Raw genomic sequence first — 20,622 nt, 5'->3', positions numbered from 1 at the left:
AAAAAGGGATTGCGCAAACAATCCCTTCATCAGTAACTCGTGCCGTTAAAAAGACGGTAGCCTTTTTAGAATGGTGACCATCTAAAACTTCTGCTAAAAGTGATTTAGATGGTTATTTTTTTTGGTCTTTTTTGTCAATTAACAACAACACAAATGTCGCAAATGCGAGCATGAGTTGTATTGCTTCATATACTGACAACTTTATTCCTTTCTAGGGACAAAGCTCTTAACCATAAGCATCACCCCTTATCTAAGAGATTAGCTACCATCTTTTACACTCCACGAATTACTGGTTTTATTGTAGCAAACTTATCGAAAACTTGCTATCCTCATTAACTTTATTTTTAAATAATAATGTTATTTTTTACCTGACATGTATTTGATTCGTGTGCCTTCATTTTTTTTAATCAACAGCTTTACTTTTTTCCAATTGATAAGCTATAATGGATAGTGAAAAAGGGATTGCTCTAACAACCCCTTCATCAGTAATTCGTGCCGTTAAAAAGACGGTAGCTTTATTTTTTGGGTATATATACCATCTAAAAACTCTGCCAAAAGTGATTTAGATGGTTATTTTTTTTGGTCTTTTTTGTCAATTAGCAACAGCACAAATGTCGCAAATGCGAGCATGAGTTGTATTGCTTCATATACTGACAACTTTATTCCTTTCCAGGGACAAAGCTCTTAACCATAAGCATCACCCCTTGTTCAAGAGATTAGCTACCATCTTTTACACTCCACGAATTACTGGTTTTATTGTAGCAAATTTAGTACAAACTTACTATCCTCATTAACTTTATTTTTAAATAATAATGTTATTTTTTACCTGACATGTATTTGATTCGTGTGCCTTCATTTTTTTAATCAACCGCTTTACTTTTTTCCAATTGATAAGCTATAATGGATAGTGAAAAAGGGATTGCTCTAACAACCCCTTCATCAGTAATTCGCGCCGTTAAAAAGACGGTAGCTTTGTTTTTAATGTGATAACCATCTAAAAACTCTGCTAAAAGTGATTTAGATGGTTATTTTTTTGGTCTTTTTTGTCAATTAACAACAGCACAAATGTCGCAAATGCGAGCATGAGTTGTATTGCTTCATATACTGACAACTTTATTCCTTTCCAGGGACAAAGCTTTTAACCATAAGCATCACCCCTTGTTCAAGAGATTAACTACCATCTTTTACACTCCACGAATTACTGGCTTTATTATAGCAAATTTAGGAAGTACTTACTATCGACAAAAGATTTAACTTAATAGAAATCAGTTATTTTATATTCTAAAAAAGAACCACTCGAAGAATATTCTTTTTCTTCTGAATGGTTCTTTTTTTGGTGCGTTTCTTCTACAACGACTACTCATTTTCTATCGAGTGATTCCCATTGAGAATATGGCAATACATCCATATCCTGTATGGCTTGCGATGGTAGGGCCAAGTGGATATAACTTAACTTCTTTCATCTTAATATTCTCTTCAAGTAATTGTTTTGTTTTTTCAGCACTTTCTAAATCGCCAGCATAAGCAATATAAACAGTTTGTTCTAATGGAGCGACAATGGTTTTAACAGTTTCTTCAACAATTTTTTGTATCGATTTATTTCGTCCTCGTACTTTGCTGATATTCGTCAAACGTCCTTCCTGATCGACTGTGATAATTGGCTTCACGTTTAGAATACTACCTAGTGTAGCACTAGTTTTAGAGATACGCCCCCCACGTTCAAGGTGTTTGAGATCATCAACGGTTACCCAAGAATGTACTTTTAAGTAATTGTTTTCTAACCATTCTAAGTTCTCTTCTAATGTTTTCCCCTCGTTTTTCAATCGAACAGCTTCCAATACTAATAACCCTTCCCCAACGCTTGCGGCTTTTGTATCAAAGACCTTTACTTGTGGATCTGGATATTCTTCTTTTAATAATTCTACTGCTTGTAACGCACTACTATAGGATCCACTTAAAGCACTGGAAAAAGCAACATAAAGGATAGGAATATTTTGTTCAACATAAGGACGGAAAAATTCTAAGTATTGACCCACATTGATTTGTGAGGTCGTTGGGGTAGCCCCATTTCTTAATTGTTCCATATAATGATCATAATTAAACGTTTTTCCCAGATCATCTACTAATTCTTCTTCATCTAACTGGATCTTCATTGATAAATAATCAACCTTGGCTGCTTGTAGCACTTGATAAGGCAGATCACAACATGAATCGGTTACGATTTGATACACACCCTTCAACTCCTTCAACTTTTCATTTTACCCTTAACTCCTATTATAGCAAATCTCTTGCATGGAAAATAACGTTAACTATGTTTGTAAAAAGGAAAACCATTGTCTTCGTAAAATTTTAATGGATGATTAAAAAGAAGAACAACGCTCACCTCTAAACCAACTTTGATTACTTATTGAAAAAAAACGCCAAAATCTACAAAAATGTTAAAAACAAATTTCGCAGTTTCGACGTTTTCTTTCTTTACCGCATGAGCATTCTTACCTATACTTCTGCTATTTCGTTCATTCTTAAGGAACAAGAATGTCCTGTCTCAACGAACTTAGCTGAATGGCTTAAATTTGTGCCCAGACGCTTTCTAAGATATTTGTTTGTGTTCTATCAGGTCCAACAGAAAATGTTGAAATACGCACACCTACGAGTTCAGAAATACGTCTGACATAGTTACGTGCATTTTCTGGTAATTCAGCAAGTGTTTTGCATGCTGTAATATCTTCAGACCAACCTGGAAGTTCTTCATAAACAGGTTTACAACGTTTCAATTCTTTCAAACTTGCTGGATAATGATAAATCAATTCTCCATCTAGCTCATAAGCTGTACAAATTTTTACTGTATCAAGTCCACTTAAGACATCAATTGAATTAAGGGATAGATTAGTAATTCCTGAAACACGTTTTGAGTGACGCATCACAACTGAATCAAACCATCCCACACGTCGTGGACGACCTGTAGTCGTTCCGTATTCGCGACCAACTTCACGAATTTGTTGTCCCGTCTCATCAAACAATTCAGTTGGGAATGGACCATCTCCTACACGAGAAGTATAAGCTTTACATACACCAACAACTTTATTGATTTTAGATGGACCTACGCCACTACCGATCGTTACGCCACCTGCGACTGGGTTTGAAGAAGTAACAAATGGATAGGTTCCTTGGTCGATATCCAGCATAACCCCTTGTGCGCCTTCAAATAATACTCGTTTTCCTGCATCTAGGGCATCATTTAAAATGACAGATGTATCAGTAACATACTGTTTGATTTGTTGACCATATTCATAATATTCTTCAAATATCGAGTCAAAATCAATTGGCTCAGAATCAAACATTTTTACAAATTGACGGTTTTTATCTTCTAAGTTTAAACGTAAGCGTTCTTCAAAAATTTCTTTGTCTAGTAAGTCAGCGATGCGGATCCCTACACGAGCTGCTTTGTCCATGTATGCTGGTCCGATCCCTTTGATTGTTGTACCGATTTTATTTTCACCTTTTGCATCTTCTTGTAATTGATCCAACTTGATGTGATAAGGCAAAATAACATGTGCTCGGTCAGAAATACGTAAGTTATCAGTAGTTACACCTTTTTCATGTAAATAAGCTAACTCTTTGACTAATGATTTAGGATTGACTACCACACCATTCCCGATCACACTGATTTTATCTTTATAAAAAATCCCCGAAGGAATCAAATGCAGTTTATAAGTAACACCGTTGAATTTGATCGTGTGTCCTGCATTATCGCCACCTTGGTACCGTGCGATCACTTCAGCATTTTCACTAAGAAAGTCAGTAATTTTTCCTTTCCCTTCGTCGCCCCATTGTGTACCTACCACTACTACAGATGACATTTGAACACCTCGTTTTATTTTATTTAATCCTGAATTATTGTAACAATAACTCATTACTTATTCAACTAAAATCGAATGATTCTTTTATTTATTTTATAAAAACGCTTGAAAAACGAACGATGATAAATTTTAAATAGAAACTAGTGTAAACCAAACTATTCAGAGAAGAAAGTTCCTTTAGTACAAAGCAAATAAGATAGTTTTTTAGGGTTTATTACTCGTTGCCACTGACAGAATCGTAATCTAAACACCTTTGCTTATTAGAAATAATGATTACTAGGGTAGACTGCTTCCTAATTTACTATACTATTATTTCCCAAATATGATTCTGCTGCGTTTTCTTTTGATAAAGAACAGTTGGAATGATCGATAGCTAAAAAAGCACCTCCAAATTAACGAGATAATTTGGAGGTGCTTTTTTATAGTCAATATTATAATCAATATTCTTCTCTCGGGGATAACGACGAAAATTTGTTGTATTCTTTGATAAACAGTAATTCTACTGTACCACGGGCACCACTACGGTTTTTTTCGATGATGACTTCAATGACATTGTCGTTTTTTGGTTCGTTATCCTCATTGTCTTCGCCACCTTCTCTTTCATAGTAATCATCTCGATATAAGAAGGCTACGATATCAGCATCTTGCTCAATGGAACCCGATTCACGGATATCACTTAATACAGGACGTTTATCTTGACGTTGTTCTACTCCACGGGAAAGCTGGGACAACGCAATAACTGGTACTTTTAATTCTTTGGCTAGCTTTTTTAATTGACGTGAAATATCAGATACTTCTTGTTGACGATTTTCTCTCCCGTTTCCTTCAATCAATTGCAAGTAGTCGATCAAGATCAATCCAAGATTTCCTTTTTCCTGCGCTAATTTTCTGCATTTGGCACGAATCTCAGAAATTTTTATTCCTGGAGTATCATCAATAAAGATATTTGCCCGTGACAAACTACCCATTGCAACAATCAAATTGGACCACTCTTCTTCAGAAAGTTGACCGGTACGCAAATGGCTTGCTTCGATCGACCCTTCCGCACAAAGCATCCGATTAACAAGTGACTCAGCCCCCATTTCCAAACTAAAAATAGCAACTGAACGATCGGTTTTTGTCCCGACATTTTGAGCTATATTTAATGCGAAAGCTGTTTTCCCTACCGCAGGCCGAGCTGCTAGGATGATCAATTCCTCAGGTTGAAAACCTGCTGTCATTTTATCAAGTCCTTGATATCCAGTCGGTAATCCTGTGATTTCTTCATTATTTTGGGCCAGTTGGTCAATATTTTCAATGGTTGAGTTCAAGACTTCTGCAATAGATAGAAAGCCACTGCGGTTTCTTTTTTCGGATACTTCTAAAATACTGCGCTCGGCATCATCCAGAATCGATTGGACTTCTTCCCCTTGTTCAAACCCTTTTGTCACGATCCCAGTAGCTGTTTGGATCAGTGTGCGAAGCAATGATTTTTCTTCAACGATTTTCGCATAGTAGACGATATTTGCTGCAGTAGGTACTGCTAACGCTAAATCTGAAAGGTAGCTTAACCCACCAGCATCTTCTAATAAGTTCGCTTGCTCCAACCGATCTTTTACAGTCACTACATCTATTGCTTCATTACGGTCATTTAATTCGATCATTGTTTCAAAAATGATTTGATGTCCCCGACGATAAAAGTCTTTCGGTTCTATGTACTCCATGGCATCAATGATCGTTTCAGCATCTAAAAAAACCGATCCTAAAACCGCTTGTTCAGCTTCAATATTTTGCGGTGGAATTCGATCCTGCCACACTTCATTCATACATATCGCTCCTTGTCTTCAATTGCTTTATTTTACAAGAAAATCGTAAAAAAGTCACTTTAAAAAAGTGAGTGTAATGGTTGCTTATCTTTCGAAATCAATAAAAGAGACAGTCAATACCAAGAATAAGTACAAAAAATACATATGTAGATTCATCAAAATCTTAAACTAGCAAAAACTTTGAGAACGAAGACCCCTTGATAAAGTTAACAACTATAAAAAGTATATCAGTCAAGTAATCCTTTACGCTAGTACCAAACTAGCTATATGTTCAATAGGTTTTGTCATAATCGAAAAAGAAAAAAAAGGAAACTTTTTTTATTTTTTCCTATTTTTTCATTTTTGACAAAAAATAGATCACTTATGATTATTTAATACTATATACTATTGATTGTGCTAGAATTCATTACAGAAAACGTTTTCTAGTCCGCACAAAAAATTTTAGGAGGAAATGTGTTACGAAAAAAATGAAACTCGTTGCTATTTTATTGTCTTGTCTGTCTTTATTTGGATCTGTAGTACCATGAGTAACACAAATCGTTGATGCAGCTGAGAAAACCGCTAGTGTACCAGCTGAAAACCATTTTCAACTAGATAAAGTCACGATTGTCGAATCCAATGAATTATACAAAAATTTTGTGCAAGAAGTGAATCGTCCAGAGATCAAACAACAGTTAATGAATCAGCCCGACTCAGCAGAAACAAAAGCTTTGATCCAGTCTCTTATCTTAAAATATGATGGCGCTGAAGTCCACTATGCTTATGGTGACAATACGTTCGCACGAGGACTTTACGATACTACCGGGTGGTCAGAAAAATTTGTTAATGGTGGTATCAACGATTATGCCACTAGTAAGACAGGATTAGCTAATTTAAGAGACTATTTAGGTTTTTGTTCTGTTGGTTTAGCAGTAAATGGTGCGGGTTATGGTGCTGTAATTGGTGGTGTGATTGGAGCTGTAGTTGGGACAATTATTGGTGCTGCAGTATTAGCCAAACGTTGCGATCAAGGTCAAAGTGATGTAAAAACAATGATTAGTAAAAATAGATCAAATGGAGGAGTGCGGATGACTTTAACAGCAGAATTTCCGATTTGCAGTTTAACGTCACAAACGCAGTGTAGTATATGAGACTGGGAACTTTATTAATTTATTCAACAATCCTTGTGATGATATTACTATTTTTGAAATATCGCAAGAAAAAATAATCTAAGCTTAAAGAGTCTAGGGCATGAACAAAAAAATCTGGTTAATGTCCCACTTTTTTGATCTAGGGTATTAAAAAGCACATAATCTTGTAAGAATAAAGTAGCTAAAATCAATCGAAAAGAAAGTATGCTTTCTATACCATCCTATCAAATATCTTTACCATTAAATGAAGAAAATCAGCCGGATTTTGACATGATTCATCAAAATCCGGCTGATTTTCTTTTTGAAAAGAACTCTCAATCTCTGCGATCATTTCTCAACAAGTCCTATTACAGAACCTGAAGAGACTGCTAACAGAAATGATTGGTGAGGTAGCTATTCTGCTACCACATGCACTTTGATCGTTGCAGTCACTTCATGATGCAATTTGACTGGTACGTTCGTGTAACCTAACGTACGGATTGGATTATTCAATTCGATTTTTCGTTTATCTAGTTTTACTTTGTATTGCTTGTTCAATCCTTCAGCAATTTGTTTTGAAGGGATTGAACCGAATAAACGTCCATCTTCACCAGCTTTGGCTTTCAGTTCGACAACCGTTTCTTCTTTTTCTAAAAATCCTTTTAGTTCTTTTGCTTCTTCTAAAATTTCAGCTTCTTGTTTTTCTTGTGCCTTTTTTTGTCCAGCTAATTGGCTAATACTACTTTTATTTGCTTCTTTTGCCAGATTATTTTTTAATAAGAAATTTTGTGCGTAACCATTCGGTACTTCTTTAACATCACCTTTTTTTCCTTTACCTTTTACATCTTGTAAGAAAATGACTTTCATATCCATTACTCCTTATCATATAATTGATTCCTATTTTCTTTGATTGCAGCAAGTAAACGCTGTTTGGTTTCTTCTACTGTGACACCTTCCAATTGGGTCGCTGCATTGGTGAAATGACCGCCGCCGCCAAGAGACTCCATGATCACTTGAACATTGATCGTGCCCGAACTACGAGCACTGATCCCGACTAGCCCGTCCGTTCGTTTCGTGATGACAAAAGCCCCATTGATATTGATCATTGATAAGAGGGTGTCTGCCGTTTTCGCAGCGATCACACTATTATATTCCTTTTCATCTGTCCCAGCTGCTACGACAATATCTGAAGTTACATATTCGCTCTGTGCAATCAAATGACTGATTTCCAAATAGGTTGCTAAATCTGAACTCAATAAATATTGTACTAGGGAAGCATCCGCACTACAAGACCTTAAATAACTTGCTACATCAAAAGTTCGTGCCGTTGTGCGTACATTAAAACTGTTCGTATCAACAGTCATGCCTGCCAATAACAACGTCGCTTCAAAACGATCTAAGCGATTCGTGCGATTGCTTTGATACTGAATTAGTTCTGTCACTAACTCTGAAGCAGAAGAAGCAGAAGATTCGATATACGTCAACAGCGGCTTACTTGGGAACTCCTCCCCACGTCGATGATGATCAATAATAACGATCTTATCAAATTGCTCATATAGGCTCTGAGAGATCGATAGCGAGGGTTTGTGGTAATCTACCATAACTAGCAGGTCTTCTTCTTTTTTAAGCTCCATCGCTTTTTTGGGCGAAATCAGCTGTGCTTCTAGTTCAGGGTGTTTATGAATTTCCTCTAAACATCGTTCTACGTCTGGAATAATCTCGTTTTCATCAAGTACGATATACGCTTTTTTTTGATTGAAACGAGCTAAGCAACTTACCCCAAATGCTGAACCAATGGCATCCATATCGGGGAATTTATGCCCCATGATAAATACATCGCCAGTTTCAGTAAAAATCTTACGAAGTGCAGTACTCATCGCTCGTGAACGTACACGGGTTCGTTTGACTGACTTAGCTGATTTTCCTCCATAGTAAACAGGTTTTGCTCCCTCACGTAGTTCTTTCACGACAACTTGGTCGCCACCTCGAACTAGAGCAATATCCAAATTATTTTGGGCTTCTCCCCCAATTTCATCTAACGAATCTTGACCGTAAGCAATCCCCATACTTAGAGTAATTGGCAAATTTTGTCGCTCTGCTTCTGCACGTAAACGATCCAACAGATCAAATTTTTTGTCCATCATTTTTTTCAAATCAATCATTTGTGCGACAAAGAAAAAGCGTTCTGCAGTGATCCGCTTAAAAAAGACATGGTATTCGTTCATCCAATCAGACACCATTGTAGTCACAAACGAATTGAGATAAGAGATTTCTTTGTCATCTAACTTATCGATAGCATCTGCATAATTATCAATTGATAAGATACCAATCACTGGCTGACTGTTGGTTTGGTGGAGCTTCAACAATTGATTTTGGGTGATATCGTTGAAATAAACGACTCCTTTTACTGTATCCATTTCAAATTGAAAGGTTCGATCTGCTAAATATACTTGTTTTTTCTTTTTCTCTTTTGCCGTAAAGAAAGCATCTAATAGTTCTTCTTCTGTTAAGCTGCTTTGATCTTTGATTTTTAAGGCGAGTGGGTTCAACCATTCAATTTTTTGGCTTGTTGGTTGGTACGCAATCACTCCTACTGGCATCACTTCGGAGACATAAGCAAGATTGTTCTCAGCCACCGTTGAGGCTTGTTGGATTTTTTCACGATTTTTTATCATTAGCCATCGTTTTAATTTCAACCAATAACGTAAGCCAAAAAGGTTCATCAAAAGCACAACCAAAGCGCTAACAAAACGAAATGGCATAAATAATACAACCAGTACTTCAAGCAATAGAAATAAAAAAATGAAGAGAGGTCTAGGGGTTAAGTTTTCTTTTTCTTTTTCCATCTTCTTCCTCCCATAGTTGATTAGTTTAATTTTACCATAACTTCCCGTATTCAAGCGACTAAACAAATGCTTGATTATTTAACTGAAAATACTTTTCACTGTATTAAAAAAAATGGTAGAATAACTTGTTTTCAACCTTGAAATGACAGTTATCATCTAACCTCAAACCGAAATAAAGCAAATTATTACTACTTTGAATGTTCAAATGAGCAATTTATAAAAGGCAAAGGAGCATTATATGAATAAAATGAACAAATTAAGCTTCCATCATATCGGTAAACCAATCGATCTGGAAGAAATCAAAGATCATCCAGAAACAAAGTATAGTCCTTTATTCGATATGTACTCACTGGATGTGAAAAATTCTTTATCTATGCCAATCGAACTCCATGCCTTTGGTCCCGATTGTCGTCTTGATCCAATCATTCAAAAAGAAGCTCATGTTGCTTTTACAGTCGATAACATTGAGCTAGCATTGAAAGGACAAGAAATCATCATGCCTCTTTATCAACCTTTCGCTGGCTACCGTTGTGCGATGATCCTAGTCAATCAGCAACCGATCGAGTTGATTGAGAGCAGCTTGTCGGAAAGTCAGATTTGGGGAGATGGAATTTTTAAAGATAGTATTCTTTATCCCCAATCCTAAACGAAAATCGTGGATGCTTTTCTCTATGATTCTTCTAAGTATAGATGACACTCTTTTTTTTTTGATAATAAAACATCTAAACATTCATTCTCAAAAAGTAAAAAACGAGGGAACGGTAGTAAAACCATTTCCTCGTTTCATTATTTCAATTAATCTTCACTTACGAAAGGTAGTAAGCCCATGATACGTGCGCGTTTGATAGCAACAGTAATTTTACGTTGGTTTTTAGCGCCTGTACCTGTTACACGACGTGGCAAGATTTTTCCACGTTCTGAGATAAATCTTTTTAGTAATTCAATATCTTTATAATCGATATATTCAATATGGTTAGCAGCAATATAGTCTACTTTACGACGTTTACGTCCGCCTCTTCTTTGTTGTGCCATTCTATTTCCCTCCTATCAAATTCGTTTAGAATGGTAAATCATCGTCTGAAATGTCGATCGTTGAACTTGAACCAAATGGATCAGAATTGTCACGATCAAAATCAGGCATACCGTTGGATGATTGAGATGTTTGATTATAGTTATTACTTCCGCCAAAATCATTTGTCGATTGACCAGAGCTTTGGTAACCGCCAGTTTGTTGACGATTTTCAGATGCAGCACGACTTTCCAATAATTGGAAGTTTTCAGCAACTACTTCTGTTACGTATACACGTTGTCCTTGCTGATTATCATAAGAACGAGTTTGGATACGTCCAGTAACTCCTAAAAGAGTCCCCTTACGAGCATAGTTTGCTAATGTCTCTGCTGATTTACGCCAAATCACACAATTAATAAAGTCAGCCTCACGATTGCCGTTTTGGCTAGTAAAATTACGATTAACAGCTAAAGTAAACGTTGCTACTGCAGTGCCACTTGATGTATATCGTAAATCCGGATCTTTAGTTAGACGTCCAACTAGTACAACATTATTAATCAAAAGATTCATCTCCTCTCATCGTTGTTCTATTGTTCCACATGAAACAATAAATTATGCTTCTTCTTTCACGATCATGTGACGAATGATATCGTCGTTGATTTTAGCAAGACGGTCAAATTCATTGACAGCAGTTGCTGATGATGGAGAAGACACTTTAACGATGTGATAGATACCTTCACGGTAACCGTTCATTTCATACGCTAAACGGCGTTTTTCCCAATCTTTAGATTCGATAACTTCAGCTCCGTTATCTTTCAAGATTGCATCGAAACGTTCGATTAAAGCAGTTTTTGCTTCTTCATCAATGTTTGGACGAATAATGTACATGATTTCATATTTCGTATTTTCCATTGATTTTCACCTCCCTATGGACTTTCGGCTCTTAGATTCCCAAGAGCAAGGAGAGTTTTCTAATAAATTAGACTACTCACAATCTTTAATTATACACGTATAGAGTGAAAAAAGCAATAAGCTGAAGGGAAAATAGTGTAGAAAGAAGTTTTTAATAAAATGCTTTACTAAATGACTGCCGAAAGTTCTCTTTTTGAATCTCTTGAAAAACACGATCTCCTACAATAACAAAGTATAAAAACTACAAGAGCTATTCGTAGGTGGATTCTTTTTTATGTTGCAAAAGAATCCATAAACATAAAACAATAATAAGCCACAACCTCCGACAATCATTGTGTATCGGAGGTTGTGGCTTATTTTTACAAGCTTCCCATCGCTGAGACAAGCCCTGTTTTTTGACTATTCTTCTGTTTTATCTATTGTGGTATTTTCCACGTTCTCTGTTGGTGTCTCAGTTTCTTCTGTGCTTTCTGGCTCGACGGCCGCCATTGTCACAACCTTCGTATCAGCTTCCATTTTGATCAAACGTACGCCAAGTGTAGCACGTCCAGTTTGAGAAACAGTTGAGACATTGAAACGAATAATAACGCCTTTATCTGTGATCAGCATGATATCTTCTGTTCCAACAATCGTGGCTAGTCCAGCTAATGGACCATTTTTTTCAGTGATATTGGCTGTTTTGATCCCTTTACCGCCGCGACCTTTCACTGGATACTCTTTCACTTTCGTTCGTTTACCATAGCCTTTTTCAGTAATGATCAAGACTTCATGATTTTCATTCATCAAGGCAGCACCAATCACATAATCGTCTTCTCTTAAACGAATACCTCGAACTCCTGACGCTGTCCGTCCCATATCCCGAACAGCTCCTTCCGCAAACGTTACCGAATAACCATCATGTGTACCAATGATAATGTTTGATTGACCATCTGTTAACAACACGTTGACTAATTCATCGTCTTCTTTTAAGCCAATCGCAATCAATCCATTACTGCGGATATTCGCAAAAGCAGTTACGGTGGTCCGTTTCACCGTTCCTTGACGAGTAGTGAAGAAGAGGTAATGTCCTTCTTGAGCTTCACCGGTGACTGCAATAATTGCTTGAATTTTTTCACTTGAATCGATCCCTAACAAGTTAATGATCGGGATTCCTTTCGCAGTTCGACCATATTCTGGAATTTCATATCCTTTGGCACGATAGACTTTCCCGTTATTGGTAAAGAACAGCAAGGTGTCATGTGTCGAACAAGAGACAAGGTTTTTGACGAAGTCATCGTTATGCACGCCCATTCCTTGTACACCACGTCCACCACGACGTTGTGCTCTAAATTCATTGTTCGCTAAACGTTTGATATACCCATTGTTCGTGAGTGTAATAACGATTTCTTCTTCTTCGATCAAGTCTTCATCTTCAAGACTTAAAACTTCACCCACTAGTAATTCTGTACGACGTTTGTCACCAAAACGTTGGTTTAATTCTGCTAACTCTGTTTTGATGATTTCGGTCACACGTTCTGGACGAGCAAGAATATCCGTTAAATCTTCGATCAATCGTAATAATTCTTGGTATTCATTTTCGATTTTCTCACGTTCTAAACCAGTTAGACGACGTAAACGCATATCTAAGATCGCTTGCGCTTGTCGATCAGATAATTCAAAACGATCAATCATCGTTGTTTTTGCTTCATCGTCAGATTTAGACCCACGGATAATTGCAATGATTTCATCAATATGGTCCAATGCGATCCGTAAACCTTCTAAAATGTGAGCTCGTGCTTCTGCCTTTTCTTTTTCAAAAATCGTTCGGCGAGTGATCACTTCACGCTGATGCTCTACATAGTTTTCAAGTATTTGTTTAAGACTCAGTACTTTAGGAACGCCTTTTTCAATGGCCAGCATATTGAAACCAAATGAATTTTGTAATGAAGTCAACTTATACAGGTTATTTAAAATAACCGAAGCACTTGCATCACGGCGGATATCGATAACGATCCGCATTCCTTCACGAGAAGACTCATCACGCAAATCCGTAATTCCTTCAATCCGTTTATCACGGTGTAATTCAGAGATTCGTTCGATCAATTTTGCTTTATTGACCATATAAGGAAGTTCCGTTACGATAATTCGTTCTTTGCCATTAGGCATCTCCGTGATTTCTACTTTTGCTCGAACAGTTATTGACCCTTTCCCCGTTTCGTAAGCACGGCGAATACCTGATTTACCCATTACGAGACCACCGGTTGGAAAATCGGGACCAGGTAAAACTTCCATCAATTCATTGGTTGTTACTTCTGGATTTTCCATCAATAGATCGATCGCTGCTACTACCTCAGATAAATTATGAGGGGGAATATTCGTCGCCATACCAACTGCGATCCCTGTTGTTCCGTTAACTAGCAGATTAGGAAAGCGTGCTGGAAGTACGACTGGTTCCCTTTCTGTATCGTCATAGTTACTTTGGAAATCTACAGTATTTTTATTGATATCCCGTAGCATCTCCGTGGCAATTTTACTCATACGTGCTTCGGTGTACCGCATCGCAGCTGCTCCATCACCATCGACAGAACCAAAGTTACCATGTCCATCCACTAGCATGTACCGATAACTAAATGGTTGTGCCATCCGTACCATGGATTCATAAATAGCACTGTCTCCATGGGGGTGATACTTACCCATAACATCCCCAACGATTCTGGCAGATTTTTTATGGGCTTTATCTGGGGTCACACCCAATTCGTTCATCCCGTATAAAATACGGCGATGAACAGGTTTTAACCCATCTCGAACATCCGGTAGTGCACGAGCAACAATAACACTCATCGCATAATCGATGAAGGAGTCTTTCATTTCGCTAGTTAGATTGACATCATGGATGTTCTCTCTGATTTCTTCACTCATCTTTTTTCCTCCTTCATGACTAAATATCTAAGTTTTTCACATAATGGGCATTTTCTTCAATGAATGCACGACGAGGTTCCACTCGATCACCCATTAACATTTCAAAAATTTGATCAGCTGCGATAGCATCATCCACACTAACACGAGCCATCATACGATTGCTAGGGTCCATCGTTGTTTCCCATAGTTGATGGTCATCCATTTCACCTAACCCTTTGTATCGTTGAACACTTGGTTTTGGTGTAGCTGGTAGAGAAGCAACTACTTGTTTCAAATCTTCTTCAGCGTTTTTACCGGGTTGTACATACGTGATTTTTTTCCCTTGTTTTACCCCGTATAGCGGCGGTTGTGCAATATAAACATATCCCGCTTCAACAATTGGGCGCATATAACGATAAAACAAGGTTAAGAGCAATGTTCGAATATGGGCACCATCGACATCGGCATCCGTCATAATCACTAATTTGTGGTAACGAGCTTTGGAAACATCGAAGTCTTCACCGAATCCTGTTCCCATAGCGGTAAATAAAGAGCGGATTTCTTCATTGGCTAGAATTTTATCCATACTTGCTTTTTCAACATTTAAGATTTTCCCACGAATCGGTAAAATTGCTTGAAATTCACGATTTCGCCCTTGTTTTGCTGAACCGCCGGCAGAATCTCCTTCGACGATGAACAATTCGCATTTTTCTGGATCATTACTTGAGCAATCCGCCAGTTTACCAGGCAAATTACTGATTTCTAATGCGCCTTTTCTTCTGGTTACTTCACGGGCACGTTTCGCTGCTAGACGTGCTTTAGAAGCCAACAATCCTTTTTCAATGATTTGTCGTCCAACACTTGGATTTTCTAACAAGAATTTCATGAAATGCTCGCTAAACAGACGATCTGTTACTGTCCGAACTTCAGAATTACCTAATTTTGTTTTGGTTTGCCCTTCAAATTGTGGATCTGGGTGTTTGATCGAAATTACTGCGGTCAGTCCTTCCCGCACATCTTCACCAGTTAAGTTATCATCATTTTCTTTCATCAATTTTTGTTTACGTGCATAGTCATTGATCACACGTGTCAACGCTGTCTTGAAGCCAGATTCATGCGTACCACCTTCATAAGTATGGATATTATTTGCAAAACTCATGATGTTGGAGTGGTAACCATCGGTATATTGCATGGAAACTTCTACCGTGATGTCTTGTTGTTCTCCTTCTAAATAAACTGGCTCTGGAAAAATGACCGTTTTATTTGCATTCAAATATTCCACATAGCTCTTGATCCCACCGTCATAATGGTACTCTTTTACTACTGGAGATTCTTCTCTCTTATCTTCAATCGAGATCTTCATTCCCCGGTTCAAGAATGCTAATTCGCGGATACGGGTCGCTAGCTTATTAAAATCAAAAACTGTTGTTTCCGTAAAGATTTCTGGATCTGGTATAAAATGAACAGTTGTCCCGTTTCGATCGGTTTGTTCAATAATCTTCAGATCATCGACAACAGCACCACGACGATATTCCTGATAGTACACATTTCCATCTTTGTAGACTTTTACATCAAGCTGAGTGGAGAGCGCATTTACAACCGAAGAACCTACCCCGTGAAGACCACCAGATACTTTATAACCGCCTCCGCCGAATTTCCCACCAGCATGGAGTACCGTAAACACCGTTTCTACCGCTGGACGACCAGTTTTGGCTTGGATATCAACGGGGATACCTCGGCCATCATCGATGACAGTAATACTGTTATCTTTTTCAATTATTACTTGGATTTTCGTCGCAAATCCTGCTAGGACTTCATCGATAGAGTTATCAACGATTTCCCATACCAAGTGATGTAATCCTTCCGAACTTGTGGAGCCGATATACATACCAGGACGTTTTCGAACGGCTTCAAGTCCTTCAAGAACTTGGATCTGACTGGCATCATATTCTTTTGCACGTTCTACTAAACTTTTTTCATCTGTCATTTAGCCTTCTTCTCCTTTTATTTCCCCTTGCTGAACATAAAAAATCTCTGGTTCAACAGTCATTTTGTTTTTTACATGATCAAGTGTCGTTGTTGTTAAGAAAGTCTGTACCTTTCCTTCAATCGTTTCTAGTAAATGTAGTTGGCGATTATCATCTAGCTCACTCATTACATCATCAAGTAAAAGAATTGGATACTCCCCAGTTTCTTCTTTGATCAAATCAATTTCAGCCAACTTGACACTTAAAGCAGTGGTCCGCTGCTGTCCTTGAGAACCATACGTTTGCACGTTTTTTTGATTGACGAAAAAAGAAAGATCATCACGATGTGGTCCAATTGTCGTTGTTCCGCGAAACATATCTTTCTTTTTGTTTTGATTCAACAATTCTAAAAATTGTGTTTGGATCTCTTCTTGTGTTTGTGTACTTAAAGAAGAAAACGAGGTGACATATTCAATCTCTAATTGCTCTTTTTGATGGGTGATTTGTTGGTGCAATGTATTTGCCCAAAATTCCAGTCGTCGAACAAACTGTGCACGTGCTTTCAATACTTTACTTCCAAATTCAGCTAACTGTTCAGATAAAATATCTAAATAAAGTAAATCTGTTTGTTTTTTTTCATTCAGTTGTTTCAAATATTGATTTCTTTGTTTTAGGATACCTTGATATTGAACCAAATCGTAAAGATAGATCGGATTGATCTGTCCTAACTCCATATCAAGAAATTTTCGCCTGATCTGCGGACTACCCTTTACTAATGAAAGGTCTTCAGGTGCAAATAAAATGACATTTAATTGACCAACATAGCTACTTAATTTTTTTTGTTCGATATGATTGATCTTTGTTTTGCGTCCCTTTTTTGAAAGAAGGATCTCCAAAGGAATCTTAGAGGTTCCTTTTGTCACTTCGCCCTGGATCAGTGCTTGCTCGCCTTGCCATCCGATCAATTCTTGCTCACTGCTGGTACGGTGACTTCTCGTCATAGCCAAAACATAAATACTTTCCAAAAGATTCGTCTTACCTTGGGCATTTTCTCCTAAAAAAATGACAAGGTTTTTAGTAAACGTAATCTTTAATTCCTGATAGTTTCGATAATTTTTTAGATACAGCTTATTCAGCCTCATTATCGTTTATTCCTTTTTTTACCATAAAAAAAGTTCCCACTTCTGGAACTTCAACCATCATGCCGGGATAAAGTTTTCGTCCACGACGATTCTCTGGTTCGCCGTCTACCAAGACAGTGTTTTCAGCTAAATACCATTTTGCTTGTCCACCACTGCTAATTACTGTGACTTCTTTTAGCATTTGACCCAACGTCATAAATTCTGTTTTTAGAATGACTTGTTGTTTCAATGTTCATCCCTCATTTTCATTAATAAATGTATACTCTATTATACCTTTTTTTAGGCAATAAAACAAATTTATCCATATATTTTTCCATATAAGACGATTTAAGCGAAAAAAGGTGTTTTAAACAAAAATAAACAAAAAGCCTTAAAAGTGATTTTATGGCTTTTTGTTTATTTTTTGTTTTTTTCATTACTTTTTCAAAATGATATACAGATTAGTTCGTACGTACTGGTGTGATTAACTGGATAAATTGAACACCATCTTCTGTTGGTTCTAATGTAAACGGACGAATAGAAGAAATAAATTTCACTTTGATACTCATATCACCAAACGCACGTAACGCAGCTTTCATGTAATCAGGGTTAAAGGAAATATCCAAAGGATCCCCACTACTTGCCACATAATTCAGACTTTCTTCTACTTTTCCGATTTCAGGTGAGTTTCCATATAGAATCACCGCATCTGATTGGATAGATAAACGAACGATATTATTACGTCCTTCATGAGAAAGTAATGAGGCACGTTCAATCGCTGCAAGGAAACTTGGAACAGAAAATTCTACTTCTGTGTTGAAGCTTGAAGGAATCAACCGATTCGTATCGGGGTAGTTTCCTTCCAACAGACGGGAATAAAAATACATGTTTTCTGTTTTAAAGAGTACTTGGTTTTCCATGATACTGATCTCAACGATTTCTTCTTCATTTGTCAATGAACGAGATAATTCAGTCAGACTTTTACCAGGAATCACGATATCAAAATGATCAGCTGCTTGTTCAACTGGAATCACTCGTTGGCTTAGACGATGGGAATCAGTTGCGACAGCCAAAAGAGAATTTCCTTCTAAAATAAAATGGACCCCTGTTAGAATTGGACGACTTTCATGTTGTGAGACAGCGAATACTGTTTCATTGATCAATTTCGTTAAGACATGTACCGGTAATTTCATTTGATTATGGCTTTCAACGACAGGTAAATGAGGGTAATTGTCTGCATCTAACCCATTGACTAAGAAGTTGGCTTTTCCTGAAGTAATGGCTACTTGTTTATTCTCTAAGACTTCAAGAGTAAAGGTGTCTTCTGGTAAGCGACGGATAATTTCACTAAAGAAACGAGCTTGTAACACAATTGCTCCAGTTGATTCAATTTGCATTTGGGCTTTTTCATTTTCAACAGATAAAAAAGTTTCAATAGAAATATCTGCATTACTCCCAGTTAGCGTTAATCCTTCTTGAGTCAAAGTAATTTTGACCCCAGTCAAGATTGGAATAGTGGTTTTACTTGAAATAGCACGTTGAACAGTTTGCAATTCTTGCATAAAACTTGCTCGATTTAAAGTTACTTTCATGTTGTGTCTCCTTTAAGCGTTTATTTATTATTAGTTAATATATAAATAATAAAAGTATTAGGTACTGTTGATTCTGTGGAAAACTAAAAAAATGCAAGAAATAAAAGAAAAAACAGCTGTGGAAAATCTGTGTATAACTTTTAGGCTTTTTTTGATTTTATCCACAAAGCGTTTTTTCGTTTTTCAAAGTTAATTTAATAAGAAATTTTTGATTTCGGATACTTCATTTTGCATGCTGACACTTGATTCCATTAATTGCTGGATTTTTTCGTGAGCATGAATCACTGTTGTATGGTCTTTCCCACCAAATTCAGCACCAATTTTTGGTAAAGAGCTATCCGTTAGCTCTCTTGCTAAGTACATAGCGATTTGTCTCGGTACAACGATTGATTTGACACGTTTTTTTCCTTTTAGGTCTTTTAACTGAATATGATAATATTTCGCGACTTCTTCTTGGATCTGTAAGATAGATAATTGCGGATGACCTTTACCAGATTTTAGTGTTTTCAGTGCATCTGCAGCTAAACTAGTTGAGATATCTTCACTATTCATCGCAGCAAATGCTTGAACGCGAACGAGTGCTCCTTCTAATTCACGGATGTTTGAATCAATTTGTCCGGCAATGTAACTCAAGGTATCATCGGGTATTTCCAAACGTTCGGCTGCTGCTTTTTTACGTAAAATCGCAGTTCTCGTTTCTAAATCGGGTGGTGTGATATCAACTGACAATCCCCACGCAAAACGTGAAACCAAACGTTCTTGTAATTTTGGAATCTCATTTGGTAAACGATCACTCGTCAATACAATTTGTTTTCCTTCATTGTAGAGTGCATTGAAAGTATGGAAAAATTCTTCCTGTGTTGCTTCTTTTTCAGCAAAGAATTGAATATCATCGACCAACAAAAGATCGACGTTTCGGTATTCTTGGCGAAATTCCTCTGCAGTTTTGTTTTGGATCGAGTTAATAAAGTCATTGGCAAATGTTTCACTACTAACGTATTTGACCTTTGCATCAGGCTCGCTTAACAACATTTGATGTCCGATAGCATGCATCAAATGGGTTTTACCGAGGCCGACACCACCATAAAAGAACAAAGGATTATAAATGGAACCAGGGTCTTCTGCAACGACTAAAGCTGCCGCATGAGCCATTTGGTTTCCTTTACCGATAACGAAGGTATCAAATGTATATTTCGGGTTCAACATCGCCTTCTTTATTGGATTTGCAACAGGTATTTTAGGACTTTTGATTTCTTCGACGACTTCTTGCTCCACCTCTTCACCAGTTACAAACCTTGGAATGATCTCTTTTCCAGTTAGCATGTAACCAACTTCAACAATTTTGGTTGTTAGATTCTTTTCCCAATATTCTTTATGAATTTTACTTGGTACTTCGACGACTAATTGACTCTGATCCAATGAACGTGGATGAGCGGTTTCGATCCAAGTATTATAGCTCGCAGGTGAGAGATCCTTTTGATAAGTTGTTTTTAATTCGTTCCATAAAGCATCGAGGGATACCAT

General features: G+C 37.2%; 19 protein-coding genes. 2 read left to right on the top strand and 17 right to left on the bottom strand.

The features are described 5' to 3' along the window. Positions 1–112: 112 nt before the first annotated feature. The 6 genes from IGK21_RS00095 to dnaB all read right to left on the bottom strand — a co-directional run bounded on the left by IGK21_RS00095 (position 113) and on the right by dnaB (position 5,665). Positions 113–199 carry a putative holin-like toxin gene (locus IGK21_RS00095; protein WP_223603319.1) on the bottom strand — a complete coding sequence of 29 codons (87 nt, stop codon included), beginning with the start codon at positions 197–199 and terminating at the stop codon, positions 113–115. A 371-nt stretch (positions 200–570) separates the two neighbouring features. Next, positions 571–657 carry a putative holin-like toxin gene (locus tag IGK21_RS00090; protein WP_223603319.1) on the bottom strand — a complete coding sequence of 29 codons (87 nt, stop codon included), beginning with the start codon at positions 655–657 and terminating at the stop codon, positions 571–573. Between the two features lie 349 nt (positions 658–1,006). Next, positions 1,007–1,111: a putative holin-like toxin gene (locus IGK21_RS00085; protein WP_191984885.1), complete on the bottom strand. Its 105-nt coding sequence runs from the start codon at positions 1,109–1,111 to the stop codon at positions 1,007–1,009. Between the two features lie 256 nt (positions 1,112–1,367). Continuing rightward, positions 1,368–2,231 (bottom strand): DegV family protein, encoded by an 864-nt coding sequence (locus tag IGK21_RS00080; protein ID WP_010736781.1) that lies wholly within the window; start codon positions 2,229–2,231, stop codon positions 1,368–1,370. Positions 2,232–2,567: 336 nt separating this feature from the next. Beyond that, complete coding sequence (locus tag IGK21_RS00075; protein WP_010720491.1) at positions 2,568–3,860, bottom strand: adenylosuccinate synthase; 1,293 nt, start codon at positions 3,858–3,860, stop codon at positions 2,568–2,570. A gap of 437 nt (positions 3,861–4,297) precedes the next feature. Continuing rightward, a complete protein-coding gene (gene dnaB, locus IGK21_RS00070) occupies positions 4,298–5,665 on the bottom strand; it encodes a replicative DNA helicase (RefSeq protein ID WP_010720492.1) in 1,368 nt (455 codons plus the stop codon). Between the two features lie 638 nt (positions 5,666–6,303). Here dnaB and IGK21_RS00065 point away from each other — a divergent pair. Next, positions 6,304–6,795, top strand: coding sequence for a glycine zipper family protein (locus IGK21_RS00065; protein WP_053766579.1), 492 nt, complete (start codon positions 6,304–6,306; stop codon positions 6,793–6,795). A gap of 393 nt (positions 6,796–7,188) precedes the next feature. On the opposite strand, the gene rplI is transcribed toward IGK21_RS00065, so the two are convergent. Then, positions 7,189–7,641 (bottom strand): 50S ribosomal protein L9, encoded by a 453-nt coding sequence (gene rplI, locus IGK21_RS00060; RefSeq protein WP_010720494.1) that lies wholly within the window; start codon positions 7,639–7,641, stop codon positions 7,189–7,191. A 5-nt stretch (positions 7,642–7,646) separates the two neighbouring features. Further along, positions 7,647–9,620, bottom strand: a complete 1,974-nt coding sequence (locus IGK21_RS00055) for a DHH family phosphoesterase (protein WP_063626389.1) — start codon at positions 9,618–9,620, stop codon at positions 7,647–7,649. A 238-nt stretch (positions 9,621–9,858) separates the two neighbouring features. On the opposite strand from IGK21_RS00055, the gene IGK21_RS00050 reads away from it, so the two are divergent. Further along, on the top strand, positions 9,859–10,266 hold the full coding sequence (locus IGK21_RS00050; protein ID WP_010736777.1) for a hypothetical protein: 408 nt from the start codon (positions 9,859–9,861) through the stop codon (positions 10,264–10,266). A 149-nt stretch (positions 10,267–10,415) separates the two neighbouring features. On the opposite strand, the gene rpsR is transcribed toward IGK21_RS00050, so the two are convergent. The 9 genes from rpsR to dnaA form a co-directional block, all read right to left on the bottom strand. Further along, positions 10,416–10,652 carry a 30S ribosomal protein S18 gene (gene rpsR / locus IGK21_RS00045; RefSeq protein ID WP_002288370.1) on the bottom strand — a complete coding sequence of 79 codons (237 nt, stop codon included), beginning with the start codon at positions 10,650–10,652 and terminating at the stop codon, positions 10,416–10,418. A gap of 25 nt (positions 10,653–10,677) precedes the next feature. Continuing rightward, positions 10,678–11,190 (bottom strand): single-stranded DNA-binding protein, encoded by a 513-nt coding sequence (ssb, locus tag IGK21_RS00040; protein ID WP_010720497.1) that lies wholly within the window; start codon positions 11,188–11,190, stop codon positions 10,678–10,680. Positions 11,191–11,241: 51 nt separating this feature from the next. Continuing rightward, entirely contained in the window at positions 11,242–11,541 is a 300-nt protein-coding gene (gene rpsF / locus IGK21_RS00035) for a 30S ribosomal protein S6 (protein ID WP_010720498.1), read from the bottom strand. Between the two features lie 399 nt (positions 11,542–11,940). Continuing rightward, positions 11,941–14,439 (bottom strand): DNA gyrase subunit A, encoded by a 2,499-nt coding sequence (gene gyrA / locus IGK21_RS00030; RefSeq protein WP_181914738.1) that lies wholly within the window; start codon positions 14,437–14,439, stop codon positions 11,941–11,943. 19 nt (positions 14,440–14,458) lie between these two features. Next, positions 14,459–16,405, bottom strand: a complete 1,947-nt coding sequence (gene gyrB / locus IGK21_RS00025) for a DNA topoisomerase (ATP-hydrolyzing) subunit B (protein ID WP_010736776.1) — start codon at positions 16,403–16,405, stop codon at positions 14,459–14,461. Further along, complete coding sequence (gene recF, locus IGK21_RS00020; protein ID WP_034697664.1) at positions 16,406–17,527, bottom strand: DNA replication/repair protein RecF; 1,122 nt, start codon at positions 17,525–17,527, stop codon at positions 16,406–16,408. Beyond that, positions 17,514–17,756, bottom strand: a complete 243-nt coding sequence (gene yaaA / locus IGK21_RS00015; RefSeq protein WP_010720502.1) for a S4 domain-containing protein YaaA — start codon at positions 17,754–17,756, stop codon at positions 17,514–17,516. The genes recF and yaaA overlap by 14 nt, the downstream gene beginning before the upstream one ends. A gap of 211 nt (positions 17,757–17,967) precedes the next feature. Beyond that, positions 17,968–19,098: a DNA polymerase III subunit beta gene (gene dnaN, locus IGK21_RS00010; RefSeq protein ID WP_010720503.1), complete on the bottom strand. Its 1,131-nt coding sequence runs from the start codon at positions 19,096–19,098 to the stop codon at positions 17,968–17,970. A gap of 189 nt (positions 19,099–19,287) precedes the next feature. Beyond that, positions 19,288–20,622: chromosomal replication initiator protein DnaA (gene dnaA, locus IGK21_RS00005; protein WP_010720504.1), on the bottom strand; the 1,335-nt coding region annotated here is incomplete at its 5' end.

Source organism: Enterococcus sp. DIV1421a (assembly GCF_051711025.1).
Taxonomy (GTDB): Bacteria; Bacillota; Bacilli; order Lactobacillales; family Enterococcaceae; genus Enterococcus_B; species Enterococcus_B hirae.
This window is presented reverse-complemented; position numbering and strand designations above follow the sequence as displayed.

Excerpts from the sequence above, each read along its gene's own strand:
- IGK21_RS00075 (WP_010720491.1), bottom strand. The coding sequence starts at position 3,860 with ATGTCATCTGTAGTAGTGGTAGGTACACAATGGGGCGACGAAGGGAAA.
- dnaB (WP_010720492.1), bottom strand. The coding sequence starts at position 5,665 with ATGAATGAAGTGTGGCAGGATCGAATTCCACCGCAAAATATTGAAGCT.
- rplI (WP_010720494.1), bottom strand. The coding sequence starts at position 7,641 with ATGAAAGTCATTTTCTTACAAGATGTAAAAGGTAAAGGAAAAAAAGGT.
- IGK21_RS00055 (WP_063626389.1), bottom strand. The coding sequence starts at position 9,620 with ATGGAAAAAGAAAAAGAAAACTTAACCCCTAGACCTCTCTTCATTTTT.
- IGK21_RS00050 (WP_010736777.1), top strand. The coding sequence starts at position 9,859 with ATGAATAAAATGAACAAATTAAGCTTCCATCATATCGGTAAACCAATC.
- rpsR (WP_002288370.1), bottom strand. The coding sequence starts at position 10,652 with ATGGCACAACAAAGAAGAGGCGGACGTAAACGTCGTAAAGTAGACTAT.
- rpsF (WP_010720498.1), bottom strand. The coding sequence starts at position 11,541 with ATGGAAAATACGAAATATGAAATCATGTACATTATTCGTCCAAACATT.
- gyrA (WP_181914738.1), bottom strand. The coding sequence starts at position 14,439 with ATGAGTGAAGAAATCAGAGAGAACATCCATGATGTCAATCTAACTAGC.
- gyrB (WP_010736776.1), bottom strand. The coding sequence starts at position 16,405 with ATGACAGATGAAAAAAGTTTAGTAGAACGTGCAAAAGAATATGATGCC.
- recF (WP_034697664.1), bottom strand. The coding sequence starts at position 17,527 with ATGAGGCTGAATAAGCTGTATCTAAAAAATTATCGAAACTATCAGGAA.
- dnaN (WP_010720503.1), bottom strand. The coding sequence starts at position 19,098 with ATGAAAGTAACTTTAAATCGAGCAAGTTTTATGCAAGAATTGCAAACT.